The 24750-nt window shown below is 66.4% G+C and carries 20 protein-coding genes, 1 tRNA gene and 1 pseudogene; 17 read left to right on the plus strand and 5 right to left on the minus strand.

The features are described from left to right. Nucleotides 1-24: 24 nt before the first annotated feature. Together rpoD and F792_RS0102900 are read left to right on the plus strand one after the other, a co-directional pair. Entirely contained in the window at nucleotides 25-1974 is a 1950-nt protein-coding gene (gene rpoD, locus F792_RS0102895) for an RNA polymerase sigma factor RpoD (RefSeq protein ID WP_255346797.1), read from the plus strand. A gap of 104 nt (nucleotides 1975-2078) precedes the next feature. Continuing rightward, nucleotides 2079-2155, plus strand: a tRNA-Ile gene (locus tag F792_RS0102900). Between the two features lie 242 nt (nucleotides 2156-2397). Here F792_RS0102900 and F792_RS0102905 read toward each other — a convergent pair. From F792_RS0102905 to F792_RS14435, 4 genes and pseudogenes are all read right to left on the minus strand, one after another. Continuing rightward, a complete protein-coding gene (locus tag F792_RS0102905; protein WP_018168294.1) occupies nucleotides 2398-2826 on the minus strand; it encodes a hypothetical protein in 429 nt (142 codons plus the stop codon). A 183-nt stretch (nucleotides 2827-3009) separates the two neighbouring features. After that, nucleotides 3010-3720, minus strand: a complete 711-nt coding sequence (locus F792_RS0102910) for a hypothetical protein (protein ID WP_026305885.1) — start codon at nucleotides 3718-3720, stop codon at nucleotides 3010-3012. A gap of 19 nt (nucleotides 3721-3739) precedes the next feature. After that, entirely contained in the window at nucleotides 3740-5875 is a 2136-nt protein-coding gene (locus F792_RS0102915) for an adenosylcobalamin-dependent ribonucleoside-diphosphate reductase (RefSeq protein WP_018168296.1), read from the minus strand. Between the two features lie 101 nt (nucleotides 5876-5976). After that, nucleotides 5977-6387 (minus strand): annotated as a pseudogene (locus F792_RS14435) (2OG-Fe(II) oxygenase); the annotation flags it as partial. Nucleotides 6388-6881: 494 nt separating this feature from the next. On the opposite strand from F792_RS14435, the gene F792_RS0102930 reads away from it, so the two are divergent. From F792_RS0102930 to F792_RS0103000, 15 genes are all read left to right on the plus strand, one after another. Beyond that, nucleotides 6882-8249, plus strand: a complete 1368-nt coding sequence (locus F792_RS0102930) for a VWA domain-containing protein (protein ID WP_018168298.1) — start codon at nucleotides 6882-6884, stop codon at nucleotides 8247-8249. A 424-nt stretch (nucleotides 8250-8673) separates the two neighbouring features. Then, nucleotides 8674-9558 carry a type II secretion system protein GspC gene (gene gspC, locus F792_RS0102935; protein ID WP_038084256.1) on the plus strand — a complete coding sequence of 295 codons (885 nt, stop codon included), beginning with the start codon at nucleotides 8674-8676 and terminating at the stop codon, nucleotides 9556-9558. Further along, on the plus strand, nucleotides 9555-11474 hold the full coding sequence (gene gspD / locus F792_RS0102940; RefSeq protein WP_018168300.1) for a type II secretion system secretin GspD: 1920 nt from the start codon (nucleotides 9555-9557) through the stop codon (nucleotides 11472-11474). The genes gspC and gspD overlap by 4 nt, the downstream gene beginning before the upstream one ends. Next, entirely contained in the window at nucleotides 11475-13031 is a 1557-nt protein-coding gene (gspE, locus tag F792_RS0102945) for a type II secretion system ATPase GspE (RefSeq protein ID WP_018168301.1), read from the plus strand. 4 nt (nucleotides 13032-13035) lie between these two features. Continuing rightward, nucleotides 13036-14265: a type II secretion system inner membrane protein GspF gene (gspF, locus tag F792_RS0102950; RefSeq protein WP_018168302.1), complete on the plus strand. Its 1230-nt coding sequence runs from the start codon at nucleotides 13036-13038 to the stop codon at nucleotides 14263-14265. A 2-nt stretch (nucleotides 14266-14267) separates the two neighbouring features. After that, nucleotides 14268-14738, plus strand: coding sequence for a type II secretion system major pseudopilin GspG (gspG, locus tag F792_RS0102955; protein ID WP_018168303.1), 471 nt, complete (start codon nucleotides 14268-14270; stop codon nucleotides 14736-14738). 8 nt (nucleotides 14739-14746) lie between these two features. After that, nucleotides 14747-15319, plus strand: coding sequence for a Tfp pilus assembly protein FimT/FimU (locus F792_RS0102960; protein WP_018168304.1), 573 nt, complete (start codon nucleotides 14747-14749; stop codon nucleotides 15317-15319). 2 nt (nucleotides 15320-15321) lie between these two features. Continuing rightward, nucleotides 15322-15714 carry a type II secretion system minor pseudopilin GspI gene (gspI, locus tag F792_RS0102965; RefSeq protein ID WP_018168305.1) on the plus strand — a complete coding sequence of 131 codons (393 nt, stop codon included), beginning with the start codon at nucleotides 15322-15324 and terminating at the stop codon, nucleotides 15712-15714. Further along, on the plus strand, nucleotides 15701-16387 hold the full coding sequence (gene gspJ, locus F792_RS0102970; protein WP_026305886.1) for a type II secretion system minor pseudopilin GspJ: 687 nt from the start codon (nucleotides 15701-15703) through the stop codon (nucleotides 16385-16387). Before gspI ends, gspJ begins: the two co-directional genes overlap by 14 nt. Next, entirely contained in the window at nucleotides 16384-17184 is an 801-nt protein-coding gene (locus tag F792_RS0102975; RefSeq protein ID WP_018168307.1) for a general secretion pathway protein GspK, read from the plus strand. Before gspJ ends, F792_RS0102975 begins: the two co-directional genes overlap by 4 nt. 48 nt (nucleotides 17185-17232) lie before the next feature. Next, a complete protein-coding gene (gspL, locus tag F792_RS0102980) occupies nucleotides 17233-18531 on the plus strand; it encodes a type II secretion system protein GspL (RefSeq protein ID WP_018168308.1) in 1299 nt (432 codons plus the stop codon). Continuing rightward, entirely contained in the window at nucleotides 18528-19022 is a 495-nt protein-coding gene (gene gspM, locus F792_RS0102985; RefSeq protein ID WP_018168309.1) for a type II secretion system protein GspM, read from the plus strand. Before gspL ends, gspM begins: the two co-directional genes overlap by 4 nt. 1 nt (nucleotide 19023) lies before the next feature. Next, nucleotides 19024-19842 (plus strand): type II secretion system protein N, encoded by an 819-nt coding sequence (gspN, locus tag F792_RS0102990; RefSeq protein WP_018168310.1) that lies wholly within the window; start codon nucleotides 19024-19026, stop codon nucleotides 19840-19842. Next, complete coding sequence (locus tag F792_RS0102995) at nucleotides 19839-20522, plus strand: outer membrane protein assembly factor BamD (RefSeq protein WP_018168311.1); 684 nt, start codon at nucleotides 19839-19841, stop codon at nucleotides 20520-20522. The genes gspN and F792_RS0102995 overlap by 4 nt, the downstream gene beginning before the upstream one ends. 702 nt (nucleotides 20523-21224) lie before the next feature. Beyond that, entirely contained in the window at nucleotides 21225-23570 is a 2346-nt protein-coding gene (locus tag F792_RS0103000; protein ID WP_018168312.1) for a S8 family serine peptidase, read from the plus strand. 172 nt (nucleotides 23571-23742) lie between these two features. Here F792_RS0103000 and F792_RS0103005 read toward each other — a convergent pair whose 3' ends face one another. Then, entirely contained in the window at nucleotides 23743-24729 is a 987-nt protein-coding gene (locus F792_RS0103005; RefSeq protein ID WP_018168313.1) for a DUF4382 domain-containing protein, read from the minus strand. Nucleotides 24730-24750: the final 21 nt, after the last annotated feature.

Below are 24750 nucleotides of genomic sequence, written 5' to 3' on the forward strand. Positions count from 1 at the left end.
GCGTCCCACTTTCCTTGAGCCGTCTTGCCACGGCTCAAACAAGCACCTCGGAGTACGACCGCAATGAATCGTGAAGAGCAGCAATCCCAGCTCAAGGAACTGATTGCCAAGGGCAAGGAGCAGGGATACCTCACGTATACCGAGGTAAACGACCACCTGCCCGACTCGATCATCGACTCCGACCAGGTCGAGGACATCATTGCGATGATCAACGACATGGGCATCGCGGTGCATGAGCAGGCCCCGGACGCCGACAGCCTTCTGCTGTCCGACGGTTCGGTCTCTGCCGACGACGACGCCGAGGACGCCGTGGCGGCGCTCGCCTCCGCCGACAGCGACTTCGGCCGCACCACCGACCCCGTGCGCATGTACATGCGCGAGATGGGCACGGTCGAGCTGTTGACCCGCGAAGGCGAGATCCGCATCGCCAAGCGCATCGAAGAGGGCCTGATGCAGGTCCTGTTCGCGCTCGCCCACCATCCGGGCGCGATCGAACGGCTGATCCGCGAATACGACCGGATCGTCGAGAACAATGGCCGCCTGACCGACCTGGTGGTTTCCTTCATCGACCCGAATGATCACGCCAACGGTGAGGCCGTGGCCCGTGGCCTGGTGACACCGGAACAGGCCCAGAAGGCCCAGGACGAGCAGAAGGCGGCTGCGGCGGCCGCCGCCGAGCAGCAGGCCAGCGCCGAACTGGATGCCATCGTCGACGAGGTGGAAGACGCCGAGGAAGACGAAGAAGCCGCCGAGCCGGTGGACACCGGCCCGGATCCGGAAGAGGCGCGCGAGCGCTTCGAAAAGCTGCGCAAGCTGCACGCCAAGGCGCACAAGGCCTTCGAGAAGGGCAACCGCGAGGCCTACGCTGTAGCGCGCGAGGCCACCGCCAAGTACTTCATGGAGTTCAAGCTGATCCCGCGCATGGTCGACCAGCTGACCACCCAGCTGCACGGCAGCATCGACCACGTCCGCCGCCACGAGCGCCGCATCATGGCGCTCGCCGTCGAGCAGGCCCAGATGCCGCGCAAGGCCTTCATCGACAGCTTCCCCAAGAACGAGACCAATCTCGACTGGATCAAGGAAGCCTGCAAGGCCAAGGGCAAGTACACCAACGCCCTGGCCCAGCACGAAGAAGAGATCGTGCGCCTGCAGAAGAAGCTGGCCGAGATCGAGCGCGAGGCCAGCCTGAACATCGCCGAGATCAAGGAGATCAACCGCCGCATGTCCATCGGCGAGGCCAAGGCCCGCCGCGCGAAGAAAGAGATGGTCGAGGCCAACCTGCGCCTGGTGATCTCCATCGCCAAGAAGTACACCAACCGCGGCCTGCAGTTCCTCGACCTCATCCAGGAAGGCAACATCGGCCTGATGAAGGCCGTGGACAAGTTCGAATACCGCCGCGGCTACAAGTTCTCGACCTACGCCACCTGGTGGATTCGCCAGGCGATCACTCGCTCCATCGCGGACCAGGCGCGCACCATTCGCATCCCGGTGCACATGATCGAGACGATCAACAAGCTCAACCGCGTCTCCCGCCAGATGCTGCAGGAGATGGGCCGCGAGGCCACCCCGGAAGAGCTGGCCGAGCGCATGGAGATGCCCGAGGACAAGATCCGCAAGGTGCTCAAGATTTCCAAGGAGCCGATCTCCATGGAGACCCCGATCGGCGACGACGAAGACTCGCATCTGGGCGACTTCATCGAGGACGAGAAGGTCGCCTCGCCGTCCGACTCCGCCGCACAGGAGAGCCTCACCGAGGCCACCCGCGAGATCCTGTCCACGCTGACCCCGCGCGAGGCCAAGGTCCTGCGCATGCGCTTCGGTATCGACATGAACACCGACCACACCCTCGAGGAGGTCGGCAAGCAGTTCGACGTCACCCGCGAGCGCATCCGCCAGATCGAGGCCAAGGCCCTGCGCAAGCTGCGCCACCCGACCCGCGCCGAACTGCTGCGCACCTACACCGACGCCGAGTAACCGGCGTCCCGGCCCGGCGGCCGGAACCCGACCTAGCGATGCGGCGCCATCTTCCCCTTGCGGGTAGAATGGCGCCGCAGTCGTTTGTACGCCCCCCCGAATACGGGCCTGTAGCTCAGTTGGTTAGAGCAGGGGACTCATAATCCTTTGGTCGTCGGTTCGAGTCCGACCGGGCCCACCATTCGCTTCGCTCCTGCTGGGCGGATCGGAATATTCCAGTCGCGCGCCTCCCGGCGCACGCCGCTCCGGCCTCGCGAAGCCAGGCTACGCGCCGCTACGCGGCCGGCCTCCACCCAACCGGGCCCACCCCTCCCATCCAAGACTTACGGCACAAGGCCGTCCCTGAAACGAGCCGGCATGCATCCATGCCCATCTGCACGGGCAATCCGTGCTGCGGCGGCGACCCCGCACGGGACCTTGCGCTCAGGGCGCCTCGGAGGTGATGAGGCCGCGCTGGAGGTCGACGGTGATCCGCTGTCCCTCGATGACCGTGGCGCTGGCCAGCAGGAAGATCTCCACGAACTCGTTTCGCTCCTCCTCCGGCATCTCCGAGGAGGCACTGGAGGCATTAAAGGTGCCGAACATGGTGTCGTGGGCGCCGGCCGAGTACAGAATCAGTCGCTGCATGGCGGTCTGGTCGTCCGGCGATGGTGCAGCAGTATCCAGGACCGGTTCGCCCAGCTTCTGCTTGATGGTGGAATAGAGATGAAACAGGTATTCCGCCGCGCTTTCGCGCCCGCGCCGATCCTGCAGGGTGAAATCGGCGGAGACCGCCTGGCCACTGCGGGCACGTAGCACGATGTGCTTCGACTCGGGCTGCTCGTCGGCGTACGGGTTCAGGATGTTGGCCACGATGTCTCCAGGGCGGAATGGACGATCCGGGGAGACTACGAGACCCCCTTTGAGATTTCCACGGCGGCCCTGTCGGCCGAGGGGTTATCCATGCTGGTGGATACGCGATGAGGGCCACCGGCCTCTGACTCGTCGGTGCCGGATGGCTCCAGGAGGTCTTGGTCAAATATCCAGTTTTAGGTGTCAGGGACACTTGGAATAGCCGCAGTCGCGGCAGGTGGGGCAGCCGTCGATGATCTCGAGGTGGCCGCCGCACTGGGGGCAGGGGGCTGCGCCGATGGTTGTTTGAGCCGGTGCCTCCAGGGTCACGGCTGCGGCGGAATCAGGGGTTCGGTCCTGGTCGCGAAAGGTGGCGGCAAGCTCGCGCAGCGGGCGCGGCTGGCCGTCCGGATCGAGGAAGCCGCGGCGCTGGAGGATTTGTTGCAGGGCGTGGGCAATGGCCGCGACCTCGGAGGGATGGTAGAGGGGCTTGCCGTATTCGTTGGTGCCGCAGCGGACCGGGCCGCGATCCCAGGTGACCTTGCGCAGGTCGCGCAGGGCGCGGCTGGCGTAGCCCCCGCGGGCCGCCAGCGACAGGCTGCGCATGGTGGCGGAGATCCACTGGTAGGACTCGGAGTGCTGCCCGGTGGGCAGGAAGAATTCGATCGGGCGCTCGATGGTCACACGCTCGCCGCCCACCGTTCCGGAAACGGCCACGAAGCTGACCACGAAGTAGACCGTCTGCGGCCCCTCCTGGGTCCAGTAGCGGACCTTTTCGGTGACCGACTCGAGCTCGCCCTCGGGGCGCGACGGGATACGCTTGCCCAGCGGGTTGTCGTCGCCCGGCGGTGGACTCTCTCCTGCCGCAACATCCGAACGGCGAACGGCGATGATGGGCTGGTCGATCCGGTGCATCGTGTCCTCCCCGATGACGTCAGACATCGTCGTAGTAGCCCTCGTCCAGCGCCGCGAAGAGATTGGCGGCGGTGTGCACCTGGCCCTCGTACTCCACATCTTCGTCGCCGCGCAGGGTCACCTCCTGGCCATCCGCCAGGGAAAAGGTGTACCAGGTGCTGCGCAGGCGCTCCGGGTCCATCAGCACGCCCATCTGCGCCTGCGGGTTCGGCCGGTAGGTGGTGCAACCCTTGAGCCCCGCGCGCCAGGCCTGCAGGTAGACCTGCTGAAAGTCTTCGAACGGGAACTCGCTCGGGACATTGAGCGTCTTGGAGATGGCCGAGTCCACCCACGGCTGGGCGGCGGCCTGCATGCGGATGTGGGCGTCCACGCTGACCTGGTCCGCGGTGATCGCGTTGGCGGGCAGATCCCCCGGCCCCGCCTCGGCATCGACCAGAGCGCGGTAGGCCAGCAGTTCGAAGGAATAGCAGTCCACCGCCTCGCGGGTACGCCGCCCGGACCGGCGGATGTTGCGCGTGGTGTGGTGGAGAAAGGTCGGCTCGATGCCGTTGCTGGCGTTGTTGGCGACCGACAAGCTGATGGTGCCGGTGGGCGCGATGGAGGTGGCGTGGGTAAAGCGCGCGCCCTCCTCCGCCAGCGCCGCGACCAGGGCCGGGTCCGCCCCGGCGATGCGCTGCATGTAGGCGCTGAAGCGCGCGTGCAGCTCGCGACCCTTCAGCACATCCCCGACCCGGTAGCCGGCCTCGGCCAGCGCCGGCTGACGACGCAGCATGTCGGCCGTCAGCGGGAAGTCCTCGTCCATGATCGGCGCCGGGCTCTTCTCCCGCGCGAGATCCAGCCCGGCCCGCCAGCTCTCCAGCGCGAGACGTCGACAGACCTCCCCGGTGAAGGCGGCGGCCGACTCGGATCCGTAGGCCTCCCCCAGCATCGCCAGCGCCGAACCGAGCCCGAGGATGCCCATGCCGTGGCGGCGCTTGCGCAGCATCTCGGCGCGCTGCTCCGGCAGCGGCAGCCCCGAGATATCCGCGACGTTGTCCAGCATGCGCGTGAATACGCGCACCACGCGCTCGAAACGGGCCCAGTCGAATGTCGCGTCTTCGGTGAACGGCGCAGAGACGAACCCGGTCAGGTTCACCGACCCCAGCAGGCAGGCGCCGTCCGGTGGCAGCGGCTCTTCGCCGCAGGGGTTGGTCGTTCGGATCACCTCGTCGAACCAGGCGTTGTTCTGGCGATTGACCTGATCTATCAGGATGATGCCGGGTTCCCCGACGTCATAGGTGCTGCGCATCAGGGCCTCCCACAGCTCGCGGGCACGGACGCGGCGGTAGATGCGGCAGGCGACGCGGCCCTGTTCATCGACGCGGTAGTCGTCCTCGACGACCGGCCAGTCGCGGTAGACGATGTCGGATGCGGCCACCTGGTCCCGCTCTACAGGCAACAGCGGGAAGGCCAGCGCCCACTCCGCGTCGCGCTCCACCGCCTCCAGGAAGGCGTCGCGCACCAGCACCGAGAGATTGAACTGGGTCAGCCGCCCCTTGCGGCGCTTGGCGAGGATGAAGCGCTGGATGTCGGGGTGGCCGACATCCAGCGTCGCCATCTGCGCCCCGCGGCGCCCGCCAGCCGCGCCGATGGTCCGGCAGGTCTGGTCGAAGATCTGCATGAACGCGACCGGACCGTTGGTCGGGGCCCCGGCGCCCGCGACCAGCGCACCTTTCGGGCGCAGCGTGCTGAAGTCATAGCCGATGCCGGCCCCGGCCTTCAGCGTCAGGCCGGCAGCGGTATTGGCATCGAGGATGGCCTGCAGGGAATCGCGGATCGTCCGCGAGACGGTGCAGTTGATCAGCGTGGTGTGCGGCTTGTACGCCTCGGCCGCGGCATTGGCCAGGATGCGCCCGGCCGGGATGGCGCCATTGTCCAGCGCCCAGCGGAAGTCCCGCTCGACCTGCGCGCGCTTGTCCGGCACCTCGACCGCAGCGAGCGCCCGCGCCACACGGTCGAACATCGACTCCACCGAACTGTCCACGGGCTCGCCCTGCGCATCGCGAAGCTGATAGCGCTCGGCCCAGATCGCATAGGACGAGGGCTGCAACGGCACGTCGAGCGACGTGTCCCGAGGGGGTAGCGCGTTGTCATGCGATTGCCAGCTGTCGCCCATGATGGCCCGCCGCTCCGCGTTCGATCCGGGGCTTCAGGAAGCCTGTTCTCCGATCATGGGCGCCGGCGGCGGACGCTGCAAGGCAGCGCCGCCGGCATCCATCAGAAGCGGTCGAGGCTGGCGAGCGGGTTCGGCAGGTCGCGGATGCGCATCCAGGAGGCGATGCTGGCGCGCCAGCGGCGAGTGGACAACACGGCATGAGGAACAGCACCAGCGTCCCCGCCCGCGGCCGGATGCGGCGGATCTCGCACCCTTCGCGCTCGTAGATCGCGAACTGCCCACCGTCGCGTTCGCGTCAGTGGCGGTTCAGGTAGGACATCAGCGACAGGCGGCGGCAGTTACCGGCCTGGAAGGCGCCCACGTCCCAGGCGTAGTGGGTGCCCGGGCGGATACAGGGCGAAGTGCGATTCCGTCTCGAACAGGCCCGGGATCAGCGACCGCCTCACCTGCAGCCGGATCTCGTCCAGGCGCGCCATGAACGCCTGCCGGGCGGCGCTCGAACCATCCAGCCATCCGGCTCGCGGGTCCCGGGGAATGCAACATCAGACGGCTTCGGCAGGCAGGCCGGAACGATCTCGGTGGGGGATGGCCACTCGGGCCGCGGGAGAGGCAGATTCACGTGCAGGGGGCGTCCATCGGGCCGCCGCGGCGGCACACAACAAGTGCCTGCCGAAGCGATATACCGGGCAAGTATCCGTTTAAACGGGGTAGAACCCCGCTTTCGGGACCCCGGCGCGTTAACGAGGGGGTAACGGGATGCCTTCCACGGCGTTCATTCATCACTATTCTTGGGCAGAAGGGAGCCCTCCGGACGACAGGGGTTCTGGCACGGACGGGTCGCCTATGTTCGGCACCGCACGGACCCAGTTCTCGTTCTTCCACTAGATTTTCTCCGTGATCAGGTTCCCGGCGGACAACCCCACTCGCCGCCTGACCGTTCCCGGCGCCCGCAACCCTTGCAGGGCACCGACCCGGTCACCCCGCCCATCGATGGAGAAACAAACCCATGACGCTTGAATACGGAAAGTCCCGACTCCTAGTACCAGCCTTGCTGGCGGCGTCAATCGGCCTAAGTGGCTGCGGTGGCGGTGGCGGCGGCGATGGTGGCGGCGGTGGCACCACGCCTTCGGCCGGGATCACGGTGGTGCCGGAGCGTTTCGATTTCGGGATCATTACGGAAGGCAACGAGGATCACGTGCTCCCTCGGCAATTCATCATCCGCAACGAGGGCACGACGTCCTCCAACATCGCGGATATCAGTCTGCGTCGGGATGACTTCGGCGCTTTTAGCGTGGACACCTCAGGTGGCAGTAACCCCTGCGGAGCGCCCCCGTTTGACCTCGCCGGCGGCGGCAGCTGCACCGTTGAGGTCGAATTTGATCCACGGCGTTTCGACACATACGAGGCCCTATTGATCGCGCAGAGCGATGACCCCAACACCCCCACGGTCGGGAGCACTCTGGCCGGAACCTACGAACGAATCAAGTCGATCAACGTCACCGTCAACCAGATAAATGCCTGCCCTCGCCCTGACGAGCCTCATCAAGCCTTTGTGTCCGTCACCGACCAAGCGGGATGGCCGATTTCGGACGTGCAGTCCTTTGGAGGGTTCACTCTTGAAGGGCTCGACCTCATAGGTGTCCGACAGGTTGGCGGAACCAGCACCGACACCGACCTCTCTCTCAGCATCGCGATGGACTACAGCGGCAGTATCACCGACTTCCCCGATGCTGTAGACAACATGGAAGCGGGCGCGAAGTCGCTGGTGGACGCGATGAAGGACAACGATAAGGATAAGGCGGACATCATCAAGTACGCCCTCGACGTCAAGCCCATGACCCTCTCCGGTTTCACTTCCGACAAGGACGTACTAGAGACCGCGATCGACAAGGATCCGGGCGATATCGGCAGAGATACCGCGTTCTACTACGCAACCGAGATAGCCATCGATCGTTTCGAAACGGAAGGCGGCACCAACGACAGGAAGGCCGTCATCGCCTTGACCGACGGCGAAGATACTACTGTTCCTGTTGACGAGAGGGATCTCGCGCTAGACGACGCTATCGCTCAGGCCCTAGGGGAAGATATACCCGTCTTCACCATCGGGTTCGGCCAATACCTTCAGAAAGATGAGCTACAACAACTCGCGGTCGAAACGGGCGGCTTGTTCTACGAGTTGGCGAGTGATGCCAACCTCCAACAGGTCTTTGTGCAAGTGGCCCTCCTGCTCTTTAAGGATCAATACGTGATCGACTTCGGCGGCCTCTCAGGCAACGAAGAATCGTCATTTGAGGTCGCCGTAAAGTACGAGAAGTACGGCGAGGTGTTCGTGGCAGATGGGGACAAGACCATCCAGGCTTGTTCGGGACCGTAATTCCGGCATTCGCCCGAAAGCCGGAATTACGGTGCGGGGACGGCACTCGTTGCAGAAGAAGCTGATGTCGTCGGTGATGTCCGTCAACCAGGCCGCCTTCGGACGCGATGGATGGAGCTGCCGGTCCCGGTGGCTCCCCTCCACCGGCCGGCGTGACCTCATCCCATGGTCGTCAGGACGAACACTCACTTCCAGACCGGGAGCGGCGCATCTCCGGGAAACCGGAGGCCGCATGGCCCGGGACTCGACCCCACTTGGCGAAAGCGGCATGCTGAACAATGCAGGATCGGGGAATCAGGGGCATCGACGCGAACGGGTACATTAAACCGTGTTCCCCCAGGCCCTCTTTCAAGACGCGATCCGACTCGACCTAGCGAGAACCGCCGGGGCCAGCCAACCGAATAACCCGCGAACGCCGTTGACGATGCCACCTTCGCCCCGACTTGTGCCATTCCCCCTTCCCTGGATACTCAGTGCCGGGCTGCTGGCGGTCACGGCATGGCTGATCGCGGGTCTGGTCTGGTCGATCGCCGTTCCGGGGGACACGTACCCGTCAGGCACCACGGTCCACGCGGAACGGGCAACCGCCAGTCGCCCCAGCACGTCTCCCGCAGCCGATGCCCCTCCTCGGTCCGGGTTTGCCCGAAGCGCCGAATTCACTCCCTTCGGCAGCCCCCGGCAAGCGGGCCAACAGGCCATCGAGAACGCGCCGGAGACCCGCCTGAGTCTCGAACTCCTCGGCGTCCTGGCAACCGGACAGGGCAACGGCAGCGCGATCATTTCCACCGGACGAACCAATGTCGAGCTCTACCACGTGGGCGACACCATCGGGAACCAGCTGGCGACACTGCATCAGGTACACGCGGACCGGGTCATCCTGGAGCGCGAAGGCCGACTGGAGACACTGCGGCTCCCGCGGGGCGACGAACTGCGAGTCGATGGCGGCCGCTCCGATACCGATCAGCGCTCGTCACAAACCACCGGTTCCCCAGCGCCGATCACGGCCAACATCAGCCGATCCCGCTGGCTCGAGGACCCGCAGCGCGCCATGAATTCGCTGCGTGCCCAGCCCGTAATGCGGGATGGCGCGCTGCTGGGCATTCGGGTCACCCCGACGCGCAACCAGCGCGAATTCGAACGCGCCGGTCTTCAGGAAGGCGACATCATCACATCGATCCAGGGGCAGCAGGTCCGCGACATCGAAGACCCCGAACAGATCCTCGCTGGACTCGGCAACACCGACCGGGTGAACATCACCATAGAACGTGACGGGCAGACCCTGCCGCTGACCATCGAGTTAACCGAATGAGCCTTCGACTCCGCCTTGGCGCCCTTGCACTGTCCCTGATCTGCGCAACGGGGTCCGTCGCAGCGGACGAGCTGACGCTTAATCTTCGCGACACCAACATCAGCAACCTGATCGATCTTGTGTCCGAGGAAACCGGGACCAATTTCATCGTGGACCCACGGGTGCGCGGCAACATCACGGTCGTTTCCAGCCGCCCCGTGCCTCGGGACGAACTGATGGATCTGTTCCACGACATCCTCAAGATCCACGGATTCGCAGCCATTCCGGGCGAATCGTCCACCCGCATCGTGCCCGACGCGCAGGCCAAGCAGGATACGCCCACAATCCTCGATATCGAGGCAGAACCGGACGCCGACGTACGGGGCGGGAGCATCGTCACCCACGTGATCGCGTTGCGGCATGTCGCCGCCGCCCAGCTCGTTCCGGTCCTTCGCCCGCTGATCCCGCAAGGGGGGCATCTTGCGGCGGCCACCGAGCCCAACACGCTGCTGATTTCGGATACGCGCAGCAACGTGCATCGCATCCGTGCCCTCGTCGAACGCATGGACCTGCCATTCGCTGACGATTTCGAGGTCATTGAACTCCGGCACGCCCGCGCCGGGGAACTCGCCGAGCAGCTGCAGGTTCTGGCCCGGGAGGGCACGGGAGAGCTCGCCACACCCCAGGTCCTCGCGGATCGCCGCAGCAACGCCATCATCCTCTCCGGGCGCGAGGAGTCTCGCCTGCGCCTGCGCGGGCTCATTGCCCAGCTTGACCGCGAGATGGAAGAAGGGAACGCACGCGTGCACTACCTGAAGTATGCGCGGGCCGAGGAGGTTGCCGAACTGCTGCGCAACATCGCCGAAAAGAGCCCGGATATCGGCCCCGACGAACAGGGCGGAAACAGGATCCACATCGAGGCACACGAGTCCACAAATGCGGTGGTGACCTACGGCCCCTCCGACTTCATCCGCGACTTCGACATCATCGTGGAGCAGCTCGATATCCGCCGGGCGCAAGTCCTGGTCGAAGCCGTCATCGCGGAGGTCTCGTCGGATCGCGTGCAGGACCTCGGCGTGCAGTGGGGCGCCATCGGAAACAGCGGTGCCGGGGTCCTCAACTTTTCCGGCCCCGGGTCACGCGGGATCCTCGAACTCGCCGCGGGCGTGGAGGGGTTCCTTGACGGGAGCGTGTCCTCCCCCCCGGATATCGGAGACGGCCTGACCGCCGGGGGCGTGGGGTCGACCGGAAGCACGCGGATCGCGGCCCTAGTCAACATGCTGCAACGCGACACCTCCAGCAACATCCTGTCCACCCCCAGCCTTCTGACACTGGACAACGAGGAAGCCGAGATCGTGGTCGGCCAGAACGTGCCGTTCATCGTCGGACGCTCGATCGAGGATTCGGGCCAGGCCTTCGACACGATTCGTCGCGAGGATGTCGGAGTGAAGCTTCGCGTGCGGCCTCAGATCAACCAGGGCAATGCCGTGCGCCTGGAGATCGAACAGGAGGTCTCGCAGTTGGCGCCGGGTACTTCCGGCGCGGCCGATCTCATTACCAATACCCGGACACTGAAGACCCACGTCCTGATCGATGACGGCGACATGCTGGTGCTCGGCGGGCTGATTGAAGAACAGCAAACGGACAGCGAGGCGCGCGTCCCCGGGCTGGGCAGCATCCCCGGGCTTGGACGACTCTTTCGGGCGGATCGCAACCAGACCGAGAAACGGAACCTGATGGTGTTCCTGCACCCGCGCATCGTCCGGGACAGCGCCCGTGGCGCCGAGCTGACCAGCGAGAAGTACAGCTTTATCCGCGGCGAGCAACTGCGCGAGCAGGCACGCACCCAGCAGCGCAGAAGTCCGGTCCTGCCGGAATGGGAGCGCCTGACCCAGCTCCCGCCGAGCTTCGAAGATGTCCATGGCAAGCGCGACTGAATGGCCGAGGGTACCCAGGCCATGAGCGCAGGGGCGACCCGGGAACTCGTGCCGGACGACCCGAACGCGCCCGGGACGCCGGTGACCGGTACGTTCGCCGTGAGCTACACCTTCGCGCGCCGGGTCGGCGCCGTGCCCGGCGATCTGGTCGCGGGCAAGCGCCAGATCTTCCTGCGCCACGACGCCGATCCGCAGGGGCTCCTGGAACTGCGCCGACGCAGCCCCGAGCCGCTGAACCTGGAAACCGTCGATGACAAGACCTTCGAGCAGCGGCTGCGCGAGCGCTACGAATCCTCCAGCTCGCGGGCCATGCAATCGATGGAGGAGCTGGATGGCAACCTCGACCTGTCGAGCGTGGCGGAATCCCTCGCCGAGCCGCAGGACCTCCTGGAGGCCGAAGACGATGCCCCGATTATCCGGCTCATCAATGCGCTGCTGACGGAGGCGGTACGGGAAAACGCGTCGGACATCCACATCGAGCCCTTCGAGAGTCGCCTGGCCGTCCGGCTGCGTGTGGACGGCGTCTTGCGCGAGATTCTGACCCCGCCCGCGGGGCTTGCATCGCTCATCGTCTCGCGCATCAAGGTGATGGCACGGCTGGACATCGCGGAGAAGCGACTGCCACAGGACGGACGCATCTCCCTCAGGGTCGCCGGCCGCGCGGTGGACGTGCGCGTCTCCACCCTGCCCTCGGGCCACGGAGAACGCGTGGTGATGCGACTGCTGGACAAGCAGGCCGGCCGCCTCGACCTCACCCACCTGGGCATGGATCCGGATACCCGTGACACCTTGGAACGGATTGTCACAAGGCCGCACGGGATCGTGCTGGTCACCGGCCCGACCGGGTCGGGCAAGACGACGACACTGTACGCGGCGCTGACCCGGCTCAATGACCGCAGCCGCAATATCCTGACCGTCGAGGACCCGATCGAGTACTACCTCGACGGGATCGGGCAGACCCAGATCAACAGCCGTATCGACATGACCTTTGCCCGCGGGCTGCGGGCCATCCTGCGCCAGGACCCGGATGTGGTGATGGTCGGCGAGATCCGCGATGTCGATACTGTCCAGATCGCGGTGCAGGCGAGCCTGACAGGGCATCTGGTATTTTCCACCCTGCACACCAACTCCGCGATCGGGGCCATCACGCGCCTGCGCGACATGGGCGTGGAGCCGTTCCTGCTCTCGTCGACCCTGAACGGGATTCTCGCCCAGCGGCTGGTACGGGTCCTGTGCAAGGACTGCCGTGAACCCCACCCGGCATCGCCACGGGAATGCGAACTGCTGGGCGTAGCCTCCACGGAACCTCCCACGCTCTACCGTGCGCGCGGCTGCCCGAGCTGCAACGAACTCGGCTATCGGGGCCGGACCGGCATCTATGAGCTGGTGGAGGTGAACGAACGCCTGCGCACACTCATTCATGACAATGCCAGCGAACAGGCCATGGTCCGGGCCGCGCGCGAGAACAGCGTGAGTCTCCGCGCGGATGCCTGCCGGCGCGTTCTCGACGGCACGACCAGCCTCGAGGAAATGCTGCGCGTCACCGAGGCGGGCTAGGGCCATGCCCGCCTTCGAATACCAGGCGCTGGACGCAGCCGGCCGAACGCACAAGGGCGTGACCGAGGGGGATACCGCCCGCAGCGTCCGGTCCCAGTTGCGCAGCGAAGGCCTGACCCCACTGGATCTGCTCGAAATCGGCGAATCCTCGGCCGCCACCCGGGGTACCCGGACCCACTCGGGACGCGGCGGGGCCGGCGGCATCGGCGCCCTCGACCTCGCGCTCGCGACACGTCAGATGGCCACGCTTGCGCGCGCCGGCCTGCCGGTGGAGGAATGGCTGGCGACCGTCGCACGCCAGTCCGAAAAGCAGAAGGTACGCAACATCCTCAGTGCCGTGCGCACCCGGGTCATGGAGGGGCACTCGCTGGCCCAGGCGCTGGGCGCATTTCCGCGCGCGTTCCCCGAGATCTACCGCAGCACCGTCTCGGCCGGCGAGGCCTCCGGGCATCTGCACCTGGTACTGGAGCGCCTGGCCGAATACCTCGAGAATCGTCACGCGTTGCGGCAAAAGGTCATGCTCGCCCTGATCTACCCGGTCATCCTGACGCTGGTGGCCCTGGGCGTGACCGTGGGCCTGGTCGTCTATGTGGTCCCCGAAGTGGTCCAGGTCTTCGAGGGCCTGGACCAGCAGCTGCCCACCCTGACCCGCATGCTGATCAGCACCAGTGATCTGTTGCGAAGCTATGGCCTGTACGCGCTGATCGCCCTGGGCGTGCTCGTGGCGCTGCTGGCCCACTGGCTGCGCAAACCTGGGCCGCGCATGCGCTTCGACCGGCTGGTCCTGCGCCTCCCGCTTGTGGGGCGCCTGGTCCGGGGGCTCAACACGGCCCGGTTTGCGCGCACCCTCAGCATCCTGTCCGCCAGTGGGGTGTCACTCCTGGATGCGCTGCGAACCGGTGCCGAGGTCATCGACAGCCGCCCCATGCGCGCCGCCGTGGAGGATGCCTCGCTGCGAATCCGCGAGGGCCGCAGCATCGGTCAGGCCCTGGAAGAGACGGGATACTTCCCGCCGATCACCGTACACTTGATCCGTAGCGGCGAGTCCAGCGGACGGCTCACCGAGATGCTGGAACGGGCCGCCGAGACCCAGGAACAGGAGGTCGAATCCCGCATCAGTATCAGCATGGGGCTGTTCGAGCCCTTGCTGATCCTGACCATGGGCGGCATCGTCCTGACCATCGTCCTCGCCATCCTGCTCCCGATCTTCGAACTCAACCAGCTGGTGAATTGAACATGCAAGAACCCCGCTCTGCCTGCCTTGCGAGTACCGGATTCCGCGGTGCCCGGGGTTTCACCCTGATCGAGATCATGGTGGTGGTGGTCATCCTCGGCATCCTTGCGGCCATCGTGGTCCCTCGCGTGATGGATCGCCCGGACGACGCCCGGATCACCAAGGTCAAGCAGGATATCCGCACCCTGGAAAGCGCCCTGAATCTCTACCGGCTGGATAATTTCCGGTACCCGACCACCGACCAGGGACTGGATGCCCTGGTGGAACGCCCGCGCAGCGGCCCGGAAGCCCCCCAGTACCGCCAGGGCGGCTACATGGACCGCCTGCCAAGCGACCCCTGGGGCAACCCGTACCAGTACCTGCACCCCGGGCGACATGGCGACTTTGACGTCTTCAGCTATGGCGCCAACGGCCGCCGCGGTGGCGAGGGCATCGAGGGCGAGATCGGCAACTGGAACATGGACGAGTTCTGAGGACGCCAATGGCGACCCGCCGCGCATGCCCCACCGGCTTCACCCTGCTCGAACTGCTGGTCGTGATGTTCATCATCGGCGTGGTGGCCAGCATCGGCGTACTGTCCATGAGCCAGCTGGGCAGCCGGAGCCTCGAACAGACCGCCCGCCAGCTGGCGGGCCAGATCGAACTCGCCCGGGAGCACACCCTGTTGACCGGCCAGGCGCTGTCCATCGGCGTTGGCACCGAGGGGCTGGTCATTCTGGAGCGCCAGTGGATCGACGATGCCCAGGTCACCTGGACACCGATCGAGCGGGGACCGCTGGGCCCGCGGGACTTCCGGCCAGTCGGGCTGCAACCACGGCTTTATGTGGACGGGCGGCGAAGCAGCCTCCGCGAAGGGCCGGAACATAACCGCATCGCCATCAGCAATGGCGGCGACATCGAACCCTTTGAATTGGTGCTGGAGCGCCCCGACGGGCAAAGCGGTCTCGTGCTCCGGGTCGAACGAGGTCAACCCATCCAGGCCTTCGAACACCCGCCACCGGTACGCGGCGAGCCCCGCCACCTGCTGATGGCCCGCCCGGCACAGCCCAACTAGCCATGCTGGCACGCGGCACACGGCGCGGATTCACGCTCCTCGAGGTCCTGATTGCCCTGGTGGTGCTCGGCGTCGCCCTCGGGGCCCTCATCAAGGCGGGCAGCGAACACGCACGCAATACCGCCTACCTGCAGGAACGTACGCTGGCCGGATGGGTGGCCAGCAACCTGCTCGCCGACTACGAGGCCGGGTTGCGGCGAGTCGATGTCGGCACCCAGCGCATCCAGTCCACACTCGCGGACCGCGAATGGGAGGCCCGCATCGAGATCACCGATACGATCATCGACGCCCCGCTGGAGCTCCCGGCGGTGCGCCGCATCGAGGTCCGGGTGTGGCCGCTCGATGGCGACCCCGACCATCCCCTCGCCCAGGCAACCAGCTATGCATTGCCCTGACGTGCCGGCACATCGGTCATGTTCTTTCGGCGCCTCGCGCGGCTTTACCCTGCTGGAGCTGCTCGTGGCCGTGGCCGTGTTCGCCACCGTCGGCGTGCTCGCCATCGGCGGACTGCGTGCAGTGCTGATGGCGGACCATGCCACGCAGGCCCAGAGCCAGCGCCTGGCGGAGCTGCAGGTCACACTGGCTGTGCTGGAACGCGACCTGCGCCACAGCATCGAGCTGCACCCCCGCGACGGCTACGGCGACCGCCTCCCCGCCCTGCGCTACAGCCCGGTCACGGACCCGCGACAACTGGAGCTGGTACGGGCGGGAAGCGGGGAACACGGCCGCCTCGCGCGGGTCGCCTGGAGAGTCAGTGAGCGGGGGCTGGAACGGGTCACCTGGCCGGTGCTGGACGGCGCCCTGCCGGAATCCGAGCAGGTGCGCCTGTTTCTGGGCCGGGATGCACACGCCGGGCGAGCGTCCACGGCGAACGGCCGGATGGCGCCGGACGCGGGCGATGACCTGAAGATCCACTTTGACTTTGTCGATGGCGACACTCAGGAGGTCACGGACAGCTGGCCGCCGCTGGATGGCGGCGACCGCCGACCGGCGCAGGTGATCGTCCGCCTGGTCGTGCCGGGACTCGGACCCGTCGAGCGCCGCATTGCCCTGCCGGGGGCCCAGTGAGGGGCCGGCATTCGGGTGCCGCGCTGATCACCGCCCTGCTGGTGGTCGCGATCGCCAGCGTGACGGCGGTCACCATGACCATGCGCGACAGTCAGCAGGTGTTCCGCGCGGCCACCATCCAGGACCAGGATCGGGCGCGGCACCTGACCCAGGGGGCCGAAACCGTCGCCCTGCACATGCTGGAAAGGCTGCCAAACTACGACGACCTGCCGTGGGACGGCTGCGCGTCTCCGACATTGCCACTGGAGTTGGAGGGTGTCGGCGTGCGCGCCCGCCTGGAGAACCTTCACTGCCGCTTCAACCTCAACAGCCTCGGGCGCGCCGATGACCCACCCCTTGAGGCCTTCGCCGGCCTGATCGAGCACGCCCTCGCGGCAACCGAGGGTCAGTCGGGTAACGCCCAGCGCCTGGCGGTCGCCGTACATGACTGGATGAACCCGGAAACGGACGACCCGGTATACCGCGGCCTGGAACCGCCCCGACTCAGCGGCAACCGCCCGATGCGCCTCGCGTCGGAGTTGCTTCAGGTACACGGGTTCGATCCGGACCTCTGGCAGGCACTGGCGCCCTGGGTCGTGGCCCGGCCGGGCACGGACAACGCCATCGACATGGAACGCGCCCCGGACCCCGTCACCACCGCGGCGCTGGGTCAGGCGACCGAACAGAGCCGCGACATTCGCTATTTCCGTCTACAACTGGTTGTCCGCATCGCCGGACGGGATTATTTTCACTGCGCGATCCTCGATGGCCCCAACGGGCGTACCATTATTCGCGAACACGCCCCCTGCGAACCCTGAACAAGAAAGCCGGATGCCTGCAGACGCCTTTCACTCACCGGACCCCGCATGAACTGGTTCCTCTTCCAGCTGCCAGAACCCGAGATGCTGGGCGCGGACACGCCGCTTCGGCTGCGCTGGCTGCGGCTGCGCAGGAACGGCGCGCTCGCGGATCAGGGCGAGGCGGCACCGGACGAGCTGCGCGCCCTGCTCGCCGCGGACGACCATGCGGTTGCGCTGCTCCCCGGGGAACGCGCCCCTCTCCATCGGGTGTTCGTGCCCGGGAAGTCGGGCCGCGTGCGTCGCCGCGCGCTTCCGTTCGCCCTGGAGGAGCGTCTCAGCGAGGACCTGGAACAGCTCCGGATCATTGCTGGCCCTCGCCACGGTAGCGAGACCCTGGCCGGCGTGGTGGCGCATCGGGACCTGGAGCGCTGGGAAGACTGGCTTCGCGAGCACGGCATCCGCGTATCGCACATGATCCCGGACCTTGCACTGCTGCGAAGCCTGGACCCGGGCGATCAGATCTTCCTGCTCTCGGGAACGCAACGCAGCATCGTGCTTTCGCCCGAGGCCGAACCCCTCGCGATGCCCCGGGAAGTCGCCAGCTGGTGGTTGCAGCAACGCTCCGCCGCCACCACGGCCTCCGATGACACCAGCGCCGACGAAACGCAGTCTCCCCAGGCTGCGGTTCATGTGGTGGATCCGTCCGCCGAACCCGACCCACGCGCACCCCTCCAGCCCCCACCCGAATGGTCCGGCGACGTCCTCGAACTCCTGCTGGCCGGGGTGCAATCGGGGAGCCTGCCGCCACCCGATCTACAGCGCGCCGTCCGGGCTGCACTGGCCTTCGATTTCGCATCCTCCGCCGAAAGCCCGACCTCGCTCGGCGCCCTTCCCGCACCATGGCGCGCACCGGCGGCACTGGCGCTCATGCTGGCCGTAGTCTGGCTTGGGTCCGTGTGGCTGGAGGCCTGGCAGCTCGAGCGGGAGTACCGGGCGACCGAACGGGACATCGCGGCCCTGTTCGAGGAAACCCTGCCGCAGGCCCGCATGGTCGACCCCGTGGCCCAGTTCGAGAGCCTGCTGGGACAGGCCGGACCGGACACGACGACTGCGACGGTACACAGCCCGCTCGGCGAAGCCGTTGCCAGCATCATGGAGGGCCTCGCCCCGCGCGACCTCACCCTGCAGCGCCTGCGGGGCGACCCGGCTCGCCTTGAACTCGAGCTGGAGGGCAGCGGAATCGCGGAACTGGAACAGTTGCGCGAGGGCCTGCGCGAAGCCATGTCCGCGCGCGTCCGGATCGTCTCGGCCGAAACCGGCGAGCAGGGTGTCCGGGCACGCATGACCATCGAGCAGGAACCATGAAGGCCTACTGGGGCGCCCTGCAGACGCGCGAACAACGGATCCTGCTGGCAGGCGGTTTGGTCCTGCTGATCGCGGTGGTGTTCCTGGGCGTCGTCGAGCCCCTGCTGGAAAGCCGGGAACAGTCCCGCGACCGGCTCGCCGAGGCGCGCGCGGAGTTGGCCTGGATGCAAGCCAATGCCCCCGAGGTCGCGGCCGCCCGCAGTCGCGAACCGACACAGGACAATCAGCGACCGCACCTTGAAGGCCGCTCGCTGATCGCCCACGTGGATGCCTCCGCGCGGGCCTTCGGTCTCGGCGAGTACCTGGCACGCGCGCGTCCTGGCGATGCCGGCGTGACCGTACACCTCGAGGGGGCGCCCTACAGCGACCTGATGCGCTGGCTCGGCGAGCTGGAACAAGAAGACGGCGTCATACCCGGACGCATCTTGCTGGAACGCGTCGTCGCACCGGGGCGCATCAATGCCGAACTCTTTCTGACCCGCGAGTCGTAGCGTGACCGTCACCCCCGAAAACCGCGTCGATGAACGCCACCGGGATCGCCCTGCATGGTTCTCGTTGGGGGCATTTTTTGTTCTCGTCCTGCTGCTTGCACTGGTCGTACGCGCACCCGCTTCCGTCGCGCTGGCGGGTGCCGAGCGGTGGGCCGGTTTGCCGGACACAATCACCTGGGAACGGGTGCACGGTTCGCTCTGGCAGGGTAGCGTCGAGGGGGTTCAATCACCGGTGGGGCCGATGGGCCAGCTGCGCTGGGATGTGCGCCCCGGCGAGCTTCTGCGCGGGGGGCTGGGCGCCGACATCCTCTGGGCCCCACCCGGCGGCGGCGAACTCCGGGGAGCGCTCCGGCTCGGGCTCGACAGCGTGCAACTCTCCGGGCTCGAAGGGGCCCTGCCCGCGGCCGCCCTGCATCAGTGGGACACGGGCATCCCCCTGGTTCTGGACGGCCGGCTGCAGACCAGCGGACTGCACCTCCGGATCCATCGGGACGGATCGGTGGAACAGGCCTCGGGGCGGGTCAACTGGCAGGAAGCGGCCGCGGGACTCCCCCGTCCCTTGCCCCTGGGCGAGCAACGCGCCACCCTGCGCGAAGAGGACCAGCGCCTGGGGATCGACCTGGATGCCTCGCCAGATGCCGAACTGGGCATCACCGGCACGATTCGCCTGGACCTGCGCACGGATCCCCCGGGCATGGATGCGCGGGTTTCGCTGGACCCGCGCGCCCACGCCGATGCCGCCATCCAGCGCCTACTCGAAAACAATCTCCGCCGTGACGATCAGGGACGGTACCTATGGACCGCAGGATCAGCCCCGTGAAACCCGAACAAAACCCGATAACCCCCCGCCGGTTCCGGCCTGCTGCGCTAACCGCCAGCACACTGTTCGGCCTGATTCTGGCGGGGTGTGCCACCACCCCGCCTACCGGGTCCGAACCCCCGCCAGAGGATATTCGCTATGCCCTGGAACGCGGGGACTGCCGTGCGGCTTACAGTGCGCTGGACACTGCCGACGCACCCGCCTCGGTCGACGTCCGCCTGTCGGTCGCCCGGGTATGTCTGCAGCGCGGGGAATTCGCGCGCACCCGCAACCTCACCGATACCATCCGCCAGGAGAACCCGGATCACCCGGATATCGACTACGCCGCGTATCTCGGTGCACTGGCGCATCTGGGAACGTGGAACCGGGCCGCGTCCGCGCCGCCGCAGCAACGCAGTGAACAGGGCCGCCAGGTCTTCCTCCGGCTTGCCGCCTTCCTCAACGACTACCCCATGTCGGAGTACGCGGAGTCCATTGCCCCACGCCTGGCCCGTATGCGCGAGAACCTGGCCGACATCGAACTGGAGATCGCCGACCGATCCGCCGCCGCCGGGCACGCAGAGGAGGCCCGCGCACGAATCGAGTACGTGCGCGACTACTACCCGGGTACCACCGCTGCGCAAACCGCCGCCGAGAGACTGGAGGCACGTGACGCCGGCGAAGACGATGCCGGGGACTAACCGGCCAGGCGACGAACCCCAACCGCCGGAATGACCCGCCGAGTTTTCCCGAACGCCGGTAACCGGCCCCGCAATCATGCAGAGTTTCCCCTTCCTTTATTGCGGAGGTCGAGAACGAATCCCAACCTGCGCCATCGCTCCCGTTTGCAGAACCGGCATCGCCGGACGACCCGCCACAGTGTGGCGCCACGACAACTCCTACAGCCGCGAGGCCATGCCGCCCCTGCGGCCGTTCTCGCTTGCAGTCTTTACCCTTGAACCTGTGCGAATGAATCAGCCCCCGAGGCAACGACCGCGGATTGAATCAGTGGCCGCGCGTACAGACCACATCCGGTCGGAAGGCCACTCTTGAAATGCCGCATTGGGCAGGGGTTGACGGCCACATACCGTTCGAACCAGCGATTCTTGATCGATCGCGGCAAATTCCTTTTCGCGTCTGCGGTCCGCGGGAAATGAGGGACCGATTGCGGGTCGAAATCGCCGATGCCCCCGAACATTCTGGTCATCCGGAGGAGCTTTGGAGTGAAGCAGTCATTCGGCCCATCAAATGGCGACTTGCTTCGCCATGAACCAGCGCAATCGATGCGGCTGGTCCTCGCATGGATTGCACTGGCGTTGTCTTCGGCGCTTCTGGCGGTCGGGTGCGGGGGTGGGGGCGGCGGATCATCCAGTGGGGGTTTCGTCGTGTCCGGGAGCATCGAGGTGCAGGCCTTGCATCATGTCGATTCCGATACGAACGACCCGGAAAGCCGGATCTCCAGCAACAACGACCTCGCCAGTGCGCAGGCGGTACGCATGCCCGCCATCATCGGCGGATTTGTGGCCAGCCCCCTGACCGACAGCCGCTTCGGCTCGGCCGGAGACCCGGATGACATATTCGTGGCCGAGTTCGAGGCCGGCGACCAGGCCTTGCTGGAGTTCCCGGATACCGCACGGGCCGATCTCGACCTGTACCTGATTGATGAAGACGGGATGCTGGTGGATGCCTCCATTAGCGTCGAGGGTTTCGCGCGCGTCGTCGCACCCGAGGCCGGGCTTTACTATGTCCGGGTATCGGCCTATTCGGGCCAGTCCGCGTACCATTTGCGACTCGACTCGTCGCAGCTGCTGGACCCCGCGCATGCGGCAAGCCTGCGTGTGGCGGATGACTTTGTGCCGGGCGAGATCATCGTGCGCAGCGCGGACGAGATCCGCCCATTTGCACAAGGGAAAACCCCGGCCGACATGCTCCTGCAGAGGATTTCCGGGGCGCCGGGACGCGAGCAGCTCTGGCGCATCCCCGAGGGTCATGCGGAGGCAGTCATCAGTACGCTGGGCCTGCATACGCCCTCGATCTCGCCGGCAGTGGCCTGGCGCACCCCGGAACAAGCCGCTCGCCATGACACCCTGCGCGTGATCAAGGCGCTTCGTGGACAACCGGATATCGTCTCGGCATCGCCCAACTACCGAATGACTCCCCTGCGGACGACGCCCAACGACCCACACTGGGGAGATCAATGGTTCCACGAAGCCATCAACCTGCCGCAAGCCTGGGACATCACCACCGGCCAGGAAGCAGACGAAGAGGTTGTCGTGGCCGTCATCGATACCGGCGTCTACCGCGAGCACGAAGACCTGGACGAGAACCGACTCTTCCCGACAAAGCGGTTTGTCTGCGATCCGGCAGACAGCACCTGTGATGAAGAGCGTTCCTGGCATGGTACGCACGTCACCGGAATTATCGGAGCGGCCACCGACAACAGTCTTGGCGTCGCCGGCATCTCCTGGGGGGTGGACATCCTCCCCGTCTGGACGCTGAACGGGACCGGGACCCTGAACGACACGCTACAGGGGATTCGCTATGCCGCGGGTCTGCCGAACGACTCCGGCACCGTACCCGAGAAGCCGGCCGACATCATCAACCTCAGCCTCGGGGGCGGCGGCTACAGCGCGGAGGCCGATGAACTCTTGCAGGAGGTACGCGAGCTCGGAATCCTGGTGGTCGCGTCCGCGGGCAACGATGGAACCAGCACGGTCGGCTACCCCGCGGCCTACGAATCGGTATTGGCAGCGGGCGCCACGGACCGCAATGCCGAACGCGCCTGGTACAGCAACTACGGCCCCCGTCTGGACCTGGTGGCTCCCGGGGGCGTCATCATTCAACCCGGTGACGGCATCCTGAGCACCTGGGTGAAGGAGAACCCGGCCGGAACCCTTGAATCGGGCTACGCACTCCTCCAGGGCACTTCAATGTCCACGGCCGTTGTTTCCGGTGTCCTTGCGCTGGGCCGCGCGGTGAATCCGGGACTCTCCCCGGGATTGCTGCTGGAGTTGCTCGAATCGGGCCGGCTCACCCGGGACCTGGGACCTGCCGGGTGGGAGCCGGAAACCGGCTGGGGCGAGATCGACGCGCATCAGGCGGTCCAGGAGATCGCGGCCCGGGCCGGCTCGGAAGAGCTGGCACCCCGGATCTCGGTAACCCCACAAAGCCTGAACTTCGGCTTCACCGGAACGGGCCTGGATCTGCGCCTGCGCAACGGGGGCGATGGCACCCTGCAGATTGAAGACATCGCCACGCCCGCGACCTGGCTGACCGTGGAACCACACGAGGTCACCGACGACGGTCTGGGGCTTTATCTCGCCTACGGGCAGCGCGATGCCCTGAGCCCGGGCGACTACGAGTCTCGCTTGCGCATCACCGCCGACAACGGCGACCCGCGCGACATTCCGGTCGGCATCCGGGTCGCCGAGCGCGACCCGCAAAGCGATACCGTGGGACGGGTCTACGTACTCCTGCTCGACCGCGACGATCGCGTCGTGGCGCAAACGGCCCTGGAACCCGAGTTCGGGACCTACCGCTATCGCTTCGAAGGGGTGCCCGCCGGGGATTATCGCGTGGTCGCCGGCACCAACATCGCGGGCGATGACCGGATTTGTGCCGGCGCCGAGGCCTGCGGAGCCTGGCCTCAATATGGAGCCCGCGAGACCTTCCGGGTGGATCGCGACCGTACCGGACTCGACTTCGGAATCGCCTGGCGGCCGTTCACAGACGGTGGTTTTGCCCTGTAGCCCCGTTGGCCAGCGCCTGGGGTGAACTGGATCACCGGGCCTCGCAACCGGGACACGGGGACTGATTCACCCCCACCAACAGAAGGGGCGCTGAGTGAGAACCCGGCGCCCCTATGGCTTCCCCTACTGCAGGGCAGCGGCCCAAAGCCGTAACCCACTCGGACGATCGATACTAGCTATCCGGGAAATTCACTTCCGTCGTCTCACCCGCCTCGACTTCGGCGTTGGCCTGATCGACGAACTCGATGGGAGTGGCCTCCTCCGGATCGTCCTCGCCCGCCTCGAAGGTCAGGGCCACCGTGTAATCGCCCGCCTCCAGGAATCCTGCGGTGTAGCGGTACTCCCAGTCACCGGTCGCCTCGACATGGCGGTAGTGCACGTTGGCCGTGGTCACCGCATCGTCATCGTCGTCGCGGAGATCACGCGGCTCACGGTCAGGGCCCTCGAAGACATAAACCGCCGCGCCCGGGCAGGCGTACAGCCCCGGTTCGCGCTCTTCGCAGGTGAAATCCGCGGGGAGCAGCCCGGGATCCACTGTCCCCGTAATGGCGCCCGCTTCACGGTTATCCACCAAACGCAGCGAACGCCGCATGCGATGGTAGCCCTCAAAGCGAGTGTCTTCGCGGATCGCTTTGCGCAGATCAAAGTCCACGGTGAACGAGGCCTCTTCGTCCTCCGCAATGCTGAAGCCGCTGGATAGCTGCAAGCCCGCCTGCAACCCACCCGGGATGATCAGGTTCTCGCTGTAGCCATCCACGAACTCGATGAACGAGCTGGTCGCGAAATTGGAGAGCGGCGGCGCACTGACACCCTCTTCGCGCTCCAGATGAAAACGGATCCAGTCGTAATCGCCTGCCGGGACTTCTGCGTCCTCGAACAGGAATTCAGAGTCTTCGCCTTGCAACGCGAGCAAATCGATCTCGCGAACGGATTCGTCCTCACCCAGATCGATGCGAATGCGTTCGCCGTCGGAGGGCTGGAGCTCGATATAGGTGAAGCGGACCACGACCCGGCTGGCCGAATCGACAGGGGCATCCGTCACGGCAAGGCTCATCTGTCCGGTCCCGCCACCGCTGCTCCCGCCGCCGCCACAGGCGACGAGCCCCGCCGTCGCGATCCCCAACCCCACCAAACGAGTCAAATTGCCAATCTTGTGCATCACGGTCTCCCTCTAGCCAGA

It is taken from the genome of Thioalkalivibrio sp. ALMg9 (assembly GCF_000380625.1).
Lineage (GTDB): Bacteria > Pseudomonadota > Gammaproteobacteria > Ectothiorhodospirales > Ectothiorhodospiraceae > Thioalkalivibrio > Thioalkalivibrio versutus.